The 9,590-nt window shown below is 74.0% G+C and carries 10 protein-coding genes and 1 tRNA gene; 4 read left to right on the top strand and 7 right to left on the bottom strand.

Annotation, left to right across the window (positions count from 1 at the left end; genetic code table 11):
- Positions 1-468: 468 nt before the first annotated feature.
- Complete coding sequence (locus ABD323_RS10120; RefSeq protein ID WP_344440943.1) at positions 469-1,131, bottom strand: TetR/AcrR family transcriptional regulator; 663 nt, start codon at positions 1,129-1,131, stop codon at positions 469-471.
- A 181-nt stretch (positions 1,132-1,312) separates the two neighbouring features.
- On the opposite strand from ABD323_RS10120, the gene ABD323_RS10115 reads away from it, so the two are divergent.
- On the top strand, positions 1,313-2,248 hold the full coding sequence (locus ABD323_RS10115; RefSeq protein ID WP_344440942.1) for an oxygenase MpaB family protein: 936 nt from the start codon (positions 1,313-1,315) through the stop codon (positions 2,246-2,248).
- A gap of 51 nt (positions 2,249-2,299) precedes the next feature.
- Here the strand turns inward: ABD323_RS10115 and ABD323_RS10110 are convergent, their stop codons facing one another.
- The 3 genes from ABD323_RS10110 to ABD323_RS10100 all read right to left on the bottom strand — a co-directional run bounded on the left by ABD323_RS10110 (position 2,300) and on the right by ABD323_RS10100 (position 4,238).
- The gene (locus tag ABD323_RS10110; protein WP_344440940.1) at positions 2,300-3,082 is read right to left on the bottom strand and encodes a phosphotransferase; all 783 of its coding nucleotides are present in this window, start codon (positions 3,080-3,082) and stop codon (positions 2,300-2,302) included.
- Between the two features lie 81 nt (positions 3,083-3,163).
- Positions 3,164-3,949, bottom strand: coding sequence for a hypothetical protein (locus ABD323_RS10105; protein ID WP_344440939.1), 786 nt, complete (start codon positions 3,947-3,949; stop codon positions 3,164-3,166).
- A gap of 204 nt (positions 3,950-4,153) precedes the next feature.
- A tRNA-Ser gene (locus ABD323_RS10100) sits at positions 4,154-4,238 on the bottom strand.
- A gap of 250 nt (positions 4,239-4,488) precedes the next feature.
- On the opposite strand from ABD323_RS10100, the gene ABD323_RS10095 reads away from it, so the two are divergent.
- Positions 4,489-5,133, top strand: coding sequence for a class I SAM-dependent DNA methyltransferase (locus ABD323_RS10095; RefSeq protein ID WP_344440938.1), 645 nt, complete (start codon positions 4,489-4,491; stop codon positions 5,131-5,133).
- 43 nt (positions 5,134-5,176) lie between these two features.
- Here ABD323_RS10095 and ABD323_RS10090 read toward each other — a convergent pair whose 3' ends face one another.
- Positions 5,177-5,398, bottom strand: a complete 222-nt coding sequence (locus ABD323_RS10090; protein WP_344440937.1) for a helix-turn-helix domain-containing protein — start codon at positions 5,396-5,398, stop codon at positions 5,177-5,179.
- Positions 5,398-5,883 carry a DUF2975 domain-containing protein gene (locus ABD323_RS10085; protein WP_344440936.1) on the bottom strand — a complete coding sequence of 162 codons (486 nt, stop codon included), beginning with the start codon at positions 5,881-5,883 and terminating at the stop codon, positions 5,398-5,400. The genes ABD323_RS10090 and ABD323_RS10085 overlap by 1 nt, the downstream gene beginning before the upstream one ends.
- Before the next feature lie 224 nt (positions 5,884-6,107).
- Here ABD323_RS10085 and ABD323_RS10080 point away from each other — a divergent pair, with 224 nt between their 5' ends.
- A complete protein-coding gene (locus ABD323_RS10080) occupies positions 6,108-7,118 on the top strand; it encodes a phosphotransferase family protein (protein WP_344440934.1) in 1,011 nt (336 codons plus the stop codon).
- Between the two features lie 26 nt (positions 7,119-7,144).
- On the opposite strand, the gene ABD323_RS10075 is transcribed toward ABD323_RS10080, so the two are convergent.
- A complete protein-coding gene (locus ABD323_RS10075; protein ID WP_344440933.1) occupies positions 7,145-8,629 on the bottom strand; it encodes an MFS transporter in 1,485 nt (494 codons plus the stop codon).
- A 284-nt stretch (positions 8,630-8,913) separates the two neighbouring features.
- Here ABD323_RS10075 and ABD323_RS10070 point away from each other — a divergent pair, with 284 nt between their 5' ends.
- Positions 8,914-9,474 (top strand): TetR/AcrR family transcriptional regulator, encoded by a 561-nt coding sequence (locus ABD323_RS10070; protein ID WP_344440932.1) that lies wholly within the window; start codon positions 8,914-8,916, stop codon positions 9,472-9,474.
- The last annotated feature ends 116 nt before the right edge of the window (positions 9,475-9,590 follow it).

Raw genomic sequence — 9,590 nt, 5'->3', positions numbered from 1 at the left:
GGTCGTCCCGGTGGTGATGTGGCGGGCAGTGACAGTGGCAGTCGTGCGGGGGGTCGGGCGGGCGTGGGTGCGGCGGTTCGGGACGCGGCGGTGCGGGGTGCGGCGGTGCGGAGGGAGGGGGCGGCACGGGATGGGGTGGCACCGGATGGGGCGGTACCGCGGGCGGTGCGGGCACGGGGTGCGGCGGTACCGGGTGCGGTGGCTCGGGGTGCGGTGGCACGGGCTGGTGCCACCCCGGCGGGTGCTGGTGCTGCGGCCCCTGCGGGCCGGCGTCGTCGCCATGCATGTCCAGGACGCTAATGAGCCGCCGACGCGCCGGGAGGGGAGATCCCGGCAGCGGGCCGTGAATTAGCTCTTCCGGGGCGCCGGTTCTCGCCTTCCCGTACGTGTGGGGAACTCATGTTCCCGAAGCCAGGGTCGAAGCCCGGGGCGGAGTCCGGGCCGCAGGGGCGGCGACGAGCCCCCGGGTCAGCCCGCCAGGTAGCGGCGCAGCAGCACCTTGCACTCGGCGATCAGGGTCGGGTCGCCGTCCCGGTCGCTCTGGAAGGCGAGTTTGAGAACGGCGTCGGCGCACTCCAGCGCCACCCGCAGGGCCAGCGGTCCCGGCCGCCGGCCGTCGGCCGACAGGTGCTCGGAGGTGAGCCGGTGCAGCAGTCCGGCCACCGCGGTGTTGTTGTCGAGGCTCAGGTCGAGCAGGTGCTCCACGTCGTCCAGCGCGGGCGGGGTCGGCCCGGTCAGGCCGAAGTCCAGCGCGCCGAAGCCGGGCACGGCCCGCTTCATCGCGACGAACTCCTCGACCGCCAGGTCCACGAAGCCGCCGATGTCGCGGGGCGACTCGGCGTCCAGGCGACGGGTCAGCCGGTCGAGGTAGCGCTGCAGGTTGCGCCGGGCCAGCGCGGCCAACAGGCTCTGCTTGCCCGTGAAGAACTGGTAGAGCGTGCCGATCGGGACCTGCGCCCGGGCGGCGATCTCCTTGGTGGTGAGCGCGCCGGCGCCCACCTCGTCCAGCAACTCCGCGCAGGCGTCCAGGATCCGCTCCAGCCGTTCCAGACTGCGCTGTTGGACCGGCCTGCGGCGCAGCTCGGGCGCCGCCACGCCGGCCGTCCGGCCGTCCACTGCCCGTTCGGTCATCCCGTCACGCTCCGTTCGTACCGCCGTTCATCTCCACTGTGCCGCATCCGGTGTTGGTCGCGCGAATCACCATCATGAGGTGACCTCATGTTGCCCTCGCACCGGTGGGGCCGGCGCGGCGCCGGCCTGCCCAGGGAGTAGGTTGCGTGGGACGGCGGTGTTCGGGGCGAGGAGGGCGGACGTGGTGGGATCGGAAGCCGGTGCGGTCGGGTGGCGCTCGCCGCTCACCGCGCTGCGGGCCCGGTTGCTGGCCGAGATCAACGCCACCGTCCACGGGCGGGACCTGCACCTGGAGCGCTACGACCACCCGGCGGGGGACCCCGGTCTGTTCGGCGCGGACAGCGTCGTGTGGCGGGTGCACGGACATCCGGCCGGGATGCTGGTGGGCGGTTTCGCGGCCCTGCTGCTGCAGTCGCTGCACCCGCTGGCGATGGCCGCCGTCGACGAGCACTCCGACTTCCGGGTCGATCCGACCGGGCGACTCAACCGGACAGCCCGCTTCGTGACCACCACGACGCTGGGCTCGACGGCGGCGGCCGAGCAGGCGATCGCGGCCGTGCGCAGGATCCACCTGAGGGTCCACGGCACCGCCCCGGACGGCCGCCCCTACCGGGCCGACGACCCGGACCTGCTGACCTGGGTGCACACCGCCGAGGTGTCCTGCTTCCTGGCCGGCTACCAGGCCTTCGCCGCCACCCCGTTGACCGCCGACGAGTGCGACCGCTACTTCGCCGAGGCCGCCCGCGTCGCCGAACGGCTGGGCGCCACCGCGATTCCCGGCTCGCGTGCCGAGGTGGCGGCCTATCTGGCCCGGATGCGGCCGGAGTTGCGTGTCACACCGCCCGCACTGGAGGTGCTCGGGCTGCTGCGCGGCTTCGGCCGCAGCCGTCGCGAGCGCGCAGCCGTGCGGGTGCTCACGAACGCCTCCATCGGCCTGCTCCCGGACTGGGCCAGGACCGAACTGGCCCTGCGACGGCCCCGGTTGGTCCGCGCGGGCTGGGACCGGCCGCTCGCGCGGGCCGGCGGACGGGTGATGGTCTGGGCCTGTGGCCCCTCCCCGATCCGCGCCGCCGCCCACGCGCGGGCCACCTCCGCGCCGCCGGCCACGGGGCGATAGTCCCGCTCCGGCCGGCCGGGAGCGCCGCCGGGCGCCTGTCGGGCCTTGCCGTCAGGGGTGGCCGAGGAGCTCCGCGCGCCGCTCCAGGGCCCAGGCGCGTTCGGTCTCGATCTCCGGGATGAAGTCCTGCCGCAGGAACGCGGCCCAGGGGTCCTCGCCGAGGACGCCCAGGCGCGCGATCCGCTCGGTCTCGTCGCGCTGCAGCCGCGCCAGGGCGTCGAGAACGTCGGCCGGGTCCGCGCCGTAGGCGTCACACAGCAGCCGGAGCCGCCGCGCGAGCGGTGCGCCGCCCTGGCCGTAGCCGACCCGGCGCTGGCGATCGGGAAGCCGCAGGGGCACGCTGTACCAGGCCAGTTGCGCGAGGTCGTCGATGGCCTCGCCGGGGATGGCCAGATCCCAGTCGATGAAGCCGACCAGCCGGTCGTCCGCCCAGACCGAGTTCCAGCTGGTGAGGTCCCCGTGACGCATGATCAGTCCGGGACGCCAGTGGGCGTCGCCGTCGCACCACACGGCCTGCGCGGAGGGCCGGAAGTCGCGGACGGCCTCGTGGTAGTCGCGCAGCCACCGGCCGAGCGCGGTGACGCCCTCGTCCGCGAGCAGGGCCGGTGGCCACGGGTACAGCCCGACCTCGCCGTGCAGCAGTGACACCACCTCCTCGCCCTGGTCGGGGCCGGTGGCCAGGACGCGCGGCGCGCCGGAGAATCCGACCCGCTCCAGGTGACGGAGCAGTTCGTGCACCGCGGGGGTCCACACCCGCCACGGCCGGCGGATGGTCTCGCCTTCGCGGCGCACCAGCGAGAGACCGCCACGCATCGACTCACCGTCCTGGATCATGGGGGGATCCTAGGGAAGATCACGGGACGCGTCGCGGGTTTTTGTTCGGGCCCGGGTGGGCCCGGGTGGTCCCAGGCTGGTTCACCGGCGCTGCGGGTGCCGGCGCCGGTGCCGGTTGCGGACCGCGAGGAGGACCGAGGCCGGGACCAGGACGAGCCCCTGGAGCACCCCGACGAGCAGCAGGCTCCGCTCGCCGGTCCCGATCGCGCCGCCGATCGCCACGGCGATCAGCAGGAAGGCGGCCGGCGGCAGGGCGCCCTGCGACCGCCGCCCGAGCCCGCGCAGCCGACGCACTGCGGCCCAGCCGAGCAGCACCGCGAGCAGCAGCAGGCAGGTCGTCGCGGTCAGGTCCAGCGGCGCCTGGGCGGTCGGCGGCGAGTCCGACTCCACCTGCTGCCCGGCGTCCGTGACCGCGGTCGGTTCGCCCTCCCACCAGGTCACCGTCACCTGGTCGCCGGGGTGGAACACCTGCGACAGCCGCCGCGCGTCGGTCACGTCGATCCTCCGCCGCCCCGCCTGCGCGGCGCCCGGATCGTCGGACAGCGGCTCCACCACCACCCAGTCCGCCCCCTTGGACCTGGTCACGTGCACCGCCTCCAGCCGCTCCTCGACGAGGTCCCGGCAGTCGGTCGGCGGGCCGGTGGTCGGCGTGGCCGGGTCCGTGGCGCACGGGACTGCGGCCCGGTACCGGTCGCCGTCGTCGATCGCCCCCGGCAGGTCGAAGGGCGCGGACGCACCCGTCAGCAGCGCCAGGAATGCCAGGCAGAGCAGCACGACACCCGCCGCTCGCCGCCGCTGCCGCGCCCATCGCGTCCGCTGCGCCGTCGCGGCCCGCTCGACCGCCGTCAGCTCCGCCCGCCTCTTCACCGTGTCCCGTCTGCGGGCCGTGCGACCTCGCCCCATCTGCGCCTCCCCCGTAGCACCGAGAGCCGCATGCTATGCCCGCGTGGGCGCGGGCGCAGGTGGCCCCCGCGGCCGCTCCGGTGCGGCTGACCGGCGGGCGATCGCAGGTGAGTCATGGTCAAGGAACTGGCACGTCGCATGGGTACGGGACACTGTTCCTGTCCTGTGCGGAGAGTGCGCGGATCGAACGCGCGCGGGTGTCACCCCGACGACGGCTTAGCAAGCCGCTGCCTTACCACTCGGCCAACTCTCCGGAGCCTGGGCGGCATGGGGAAGGCCGCCCGGGCGGGGACGTCCCGCGGGCGGCGCGGCATGTCAGCCGTTCTACCGTCGGGCGGGATGTCCCTGGCTCTGCTGGGGACTGGAGGAACGCCGGTGCGGCTGACTGCTGCTCATGGTGCGTTCCCTCCCTGCGGCGCTGCGGCGCTGACGGCTGATGCGACCACTCTGCCGCGGAGCGGCCGGGCGGGCAACCGAATTCGCGAGCACTACTGTGTCGGACCATGAACTCGGACGGCTGGCTCGCGGACACCTGTACCTCCTACGACACGGTGGCGGTCAGCTACGCCGACCAGATGCGTGACGCTCTGGGCGGCGCCCCCTACCTCCGGGCGGCGCTGGCCCTGTTCGCCGACGCGGTCGCCGACGCCGGTGGCGGACCGGTGGCGGACATGGGATGCGGGCCGGGCCACGTCACCGCCCACCTGCACGGCCTGGGCGTCGAGGCCTTCGGGATCGACGTCTCGCCCGGGATGGTGGGGGTGGCCGGGCGGGAGCACCCTGAACTCCGTTTCGAGGTCGGCTCGATGACGGATCTCGACCTTGCCGATGAGTCGCTCGCCGGTGCGCTCGCCTTCTGGTCGCTGGTCCACGTCCCCGATGAGGTGGTCCCGGTGGTCCTCTCCGGCTTCGGGCGGGTCCTGCGCCCCGGTGCGCCGCTGCTGATCGGCTTTCACGTGGGCGAAGGGTCGAAGCTGAAGACGGAGGGCTACGGCGGCCACCCGATGAAGGTCCACGTCCACCGCCGCCGGCCCGCCCAGCTGAGCACCTGGCTGCGCGGGGCCGGATTCACGGTGGAGGCCGAGATGCTGCTCGAGCCCGAGGGCAGCGCCCCGGGAGCGATCCTCTTCGCCCGCCGTCGTGCCTAGCGCGTGGCGCGCAGGCCGCCGCGGGGACCTCGCCGCGGGCGCGTCATCCGCCCGCGGCGTCCTCGGCCTCCCAGCGCAGCAGGTCGCCCGGCTGGCAGTCGAGCACCTCGCAGAGGGCGGCGAGGGTCGCGAAGCGTACCGCCTTCGCGCGGCCGTTCTTGAGGACCGCCAGGTTGGCGGGGGTGATCCCCACGCGGTCCGCGAGCTCGCCCACGGACATCTTCCGCCGGGCCAGCATGACGTCGATGTCGACGGCGATCGGCATCAGATGACCTCGTCCAACTCGGCCTGCATCCGGGCGGCTTCGCCGTCGCGCGCGACGGCCTGGACGAGCAGCATCCGCTGCAGGAGCACGATCAGCGCCACCCCCAGGATGGCCAGGCCGATCCCGGCCATGATCCCGGTGACGCCCGGGTCGTCCCGCTGCCCCGGCGCGTTGACGGCCGTGACCGTGAACCAGAGGAGGGCGATCGCCACGATCGAGCCGATCACGCCGTCCACGTAGCGGAAGGCGGCATGGGAGAACACGGTTCCGCGTCGCACCATCGCCACCAGCCGCCAGACGCAGACCAGCGCGACCTGGGCCGCCACCAGCCCCAGGATCACGATCACCCGCAGCGCCGTCAGCGGGAGCGGCCCGTCCGGCGGGCGGGTGGCCAACGCCCACACCATCAACGCCTGTACGAGCACGGTGCCGGTGAGCACCACCACGAGCACGGCGCGCAGCGCACGTACGGTCAGCTGTCCCATGACCCATCCCTCCATCGAGTTGCGATGGAAATCTATCGATTATCGATAGGCGTGACAAGAGTGGGAAAGGGGACGAAACGCGACGCGACGGTCACCGGGCGGCCGCCTTCTCGCCCTGTGGTGACAGCGGTCATGAGCCCGTCGCCTGACCGGTGGCGGAATCCCGCCGCCGCGCCCGCGGGCATCGCCTAGAGTCGATCACCGAGACGAGGGGGAGGCGGGTTGTGACCGTGGAACGCAGGGTGGTCACCCGTGAGCAACTGGCGGGGGTCGCGCGGGCGGCGCTGGGAGGTGGGCGGCGCCTGGTGGGGGTGTCCCGGCTGCGGGGTGGCAGCAAGAAGGGCGTGTACCGGCTCGCCTTCGACGACGACAGCACCGCGATCGCCTACCTCTGGGAGGAGGCCGAGAACTTCTGGCCCGGCGCACCGGGCGCCGCCGCCGAGGACCACACGGACCCGTTCTCGCACGCCTCCGGCCTCGATCTCTTCGAGGCCGCCAGCAGGCGCCTGGACGCCCTCGGGATCCGCACGCCCCGGATCCGGCTGGCGGACCGGAGCGGGCGCCACTACCCGGCCGACCTCGCCGTGGTCGAGGACGTGCCCGGCGAGAACCTGGAAGCGCTGCTCCGGCGCGACCCGCAGCGCGCCGAGGCGGCCCTGGAGCGGCTGGCCCAGGCGCTCGGCGTGCTGCACCGGCACACCGCAGCGGGCTACGGGAAGGTCGCCCTGGTCGACAACGGCGGCGTCTCCCAGGGCCGTTCGTGTGAGCAGGTGGTCCTGGACCGGGCCCTGGACGACCTCGCCGAGGCCGCCTCGCGCGACGCGCGGATGGCACGGGCCGGCGACCGCCTGGAGGCCGTGGTCCGCGCCCTGGCCGCCGCCGTCCGCCCGCGTACGGAGTACGGGCTCATCCACGGGGAACTTGGGCCGGACCACGTCCTGTTGGACCGCCACGGGGATCCGGTCCTGATCGACATCGAGGGCCTGATGTACTTCGACGTCGAGTGGGAGCACGTGTTCCTGCGGATCCGCTTCGGCGAGCACTACCGGTGGCTGGACGCCGCTGGCCTCGACGGGCGGCGGCTGGACTTCTACACCCTGGCGATGCGCCTGTCGCTGGTCGCCGGACCGCTGCGGCTGCTCGACGGCGACTTCCCCGACCGCGTCTTCATGGGGGAGATCGCCGAGTACAACCTGCGACAGGCGCTGGACTTCCTGCCCGCGGACGGGCGCTGAACCCGCCACCGGCCGTGGCGGGGGCGTCAGACGGGCTCGGGGATCGCCTCGTCGACGGCCACGGGCGCCGGTTCCGGTGCGGCGCGCCGCACTCGGACGACTCCCCAGCCGACCAGGGCCGCGGCCAGGACGGTGAGGGTCAGGCCCGCGGTGGTCAGGGCCCGGTGGAACTGGCCGGTCTGTTCGCCGCTCCAGTGCGAGGCGGTGATGTCGCCGGTGAACAGGGCCGCCAGGATCGTGCCGGTGACCGCGATGCTGATGCCGGAGGTGACCTCGGAGGCCGTGTCGACCAGCGCCGCGCCGATCGTGGTGCGGTTCCGGGGCAGACCGCGGAGCACGTTGACCCCGGCGACCACGCCGACCACGCGCAGACCGGCCGCCACGAGCACCAGGGCGATCGCGACCCATGGGTAGCCGAAGCCGCCCAGCAGGCCGTAGACGGCGAGCCCGCAGACGACCGCCGCGGCGCTGAGCCGGGCGGCCCGGTCGAGGCCGACCCGGTCCACGAACGGACGGACGAACGGGCCGGCCGCGACCAGGACGACGACCTGCGGCAGCATGCCGACGGCGGCGAGTGCGGGCGTCCACCCCCAGTCGAGCTGCAGTTGCAGCGTCACCAGGTATCCCAGGCCCGCGGTCGCCAGCCCGGCCGCGGCCTTGAACGCCAGGCCGCCGGCGACCAGCGGGCGGGCGATGAGCGCGAGGTCGAGCAGCGGGTGACGGGCCGTGCGCTCGCGCAGCAGGAAGAGCGCCCCGCTCGCGGCCGCCGCCGCGGTGGCCGTCCACGGTGCCCAGTTGCCGGCGCCCTCGTTGACGAACAGCGTGGGTGCGACCAGGGCGAGCACGATCGTCGCGGTGCCCAGCACCGCTCCCGGGGCGTCCACCGGCTCGCGGTGCAGGTCGGCCGCCTCGTCGGCGGCGATGCCGGCGCGCAGGCCGACGAACGCGAGGACGGCGATCGGCACGTTGACCAGGAGCAGGACCTGCCACGGCGCGATCGCGAGGACGAAGCCACCCGCCGTCGGGCCGATCGCGAGCCCGACCAGACCCACGGTCGAGATGAGGGTCATCGCCCTGACACGCAGGCCGTCCTCCTCGAAGAGTCGGAAGGCCAGGGCCATCGACCCCGGTGTCGTCATCGCCGCCGCGACGCCGGTCACCGCCCGGACGGCGATCAGCTGGTCGGCGGTCGTGACGAACGCGGTCGCCAGGCTCGCGGCGCCGAGCAGCAGGAGGCCGAGGAGCATGATCCGTCGCCGGCCGAACCGGTCGGCGATCGCGCCGAAGGCCAGCATCGAGCCGCCGAACACGACCGCGTACGCGCCCGTCGCCCACTGCAACACGGTGGTGGAGGCGTGCAGTTCGCGTCCGATCGTGGGCAGGGCGACGTTCAGGATCGAGTTGTCCAGCATCTCGAAGAGGAAGACCGCGGACAGGCCCGCCAGGGCCACCCACGCCTGTCGCAACGATCGGGGGGAGTGGGGGGAACGGTCGGCGGCTTCCTGGGGCATGGGGGAACTCCTTCGGGGTGTGGTGCGGCCGGCGGCCGTGGTCCGGTGGACGCGTCAGGGGGGTACGGCGGGGGATCGGTGCGGGCCGGCGCCGTGGGGGCTGGCGGGCCGTGGGCTGCGCCGCGGCGGGAAGTGGTCCGGCGGGGTCCGTCCCGACGACAATGACGGAGGTCGGGCCGGCGGGCCCGCCACTAGGTTATGTGACTAAGTTTAGTTACACAAGAGAGTGAGATCGGATGCCCAGGACGGGAGAGCGAGGCGGGCCGCAGACGCGTGCGCGGATCTTGGAGGTCGCGACGCGGCTGTTCATCGAGCGCGGGTACGACACGGTCACGGTCGCCGAGGTGGCACGGGAGGCCGGGGTCTCCAGCGTGACGGTCTTCAAGCACTTCCCGCGCAAGGAGGACCTCTTCCTGGACCGCGCGGACGACGCCGTCGAGCTCCTGCGCTCGGCGGTGCGCGACCGCGCCCCGGGCGTCGGCGTGCCGGCGGCCCTGCGCGAGGCGATGATCCGCCTCGTGGACGCCGGCCACCCGCTCTCCGGGGTCGACGACCGGTCGATCCCGTTCTTCCGGACCGTCGCGGCGTCGCCCGCGCTCATCGCGCGCGCCAGGGAGATCGGTGCCGACCTTCAGCGGATCCTCGCCGAGGAGCTCGAACACGACCCGGCCTTCGCGGGCGACGGGACGTTGCTGGCCGCCTTCTTCATCGCCGGGTACGGCACCGTGATGGTGGAGACGGCGCGCCGCCGCATCGCCGGTGAGCCGCCGAGCGCGGTGGTGGACGATCACCGCGTGCGCCTGGAGCGGCTGTTCGAGGCCCTGCGCGGCGGATTCGGCTCCTGACCGTCCCGGGCGGGGGAGGCGTCGGTGCTGGGGGTGGGCCCGGGGCGGTGTCACCGGAGCGGGGAGCCCGGGCTCCCGGCCCGGCACGCTCCCCCGTGGCGTGCCGGGCCGCCGAC

This window comes from Kitasatospora nipponensis, from assembly GCF_039528135.1.
Classification (GTDB): domain Bacteria; phylum Actinomycetota; class Actinomycetes; order Streptomycetales; family Streptomycetaceae; genus Kitasatospora; species Kitasatospora nipponensis.
Note: the sequence above shows the minus strand (reverse complement) of the source record. Positions and strands in the feature narration are given on the sequence as shown.

Bases quoted from the DNA above. Each gene is read 5' to 3' on its own strand.
- ABD323_RS10120 (WP_344440943.1), bottom strand. From the start codon at position 1,131: ATGACCGAACGGGCAGTGGACGGCCGGACGGCCGGCGTGGCGGCGCCC.
- ABD323_RS10110 (WP_344440940.1), bottom strand. From the start codon at position 3,082: ATGATCCAGGACGGTGAGTCGATGCGTGGCGGTCTCTCGCTGGTGCGC.
- ABD323_RS10095 (WP_344440938.1), top strand. From the start codon at position 4,489: ATGAACTCGGACGGCTGGCTCGCGGACACCTGTACCTCCTACGACACG.
- ABD323_RS10090 (WP_344440937.1), bottom strand. From the start codon at position 5,398: ATGCCGATCGCCGTCGACATCGACGTCATGCTGGCCCGGCGGAAGATG.
- ABD323_RS10085 (WP_344440936.1), bottom strand. From the start codon at position 5,883: ATGGGACAGCTGACCGTACGTGCGCTGCGCGCCGTGCTCGTGGTGGTG.
- ABD323_RS10075 (WP_344440933.1), bottom strand. From the start codon at position 8,629: ATGCCCCAGGAAGCCGCCGACCGTTCCCCCCACTCCCCCCGATCGTTG.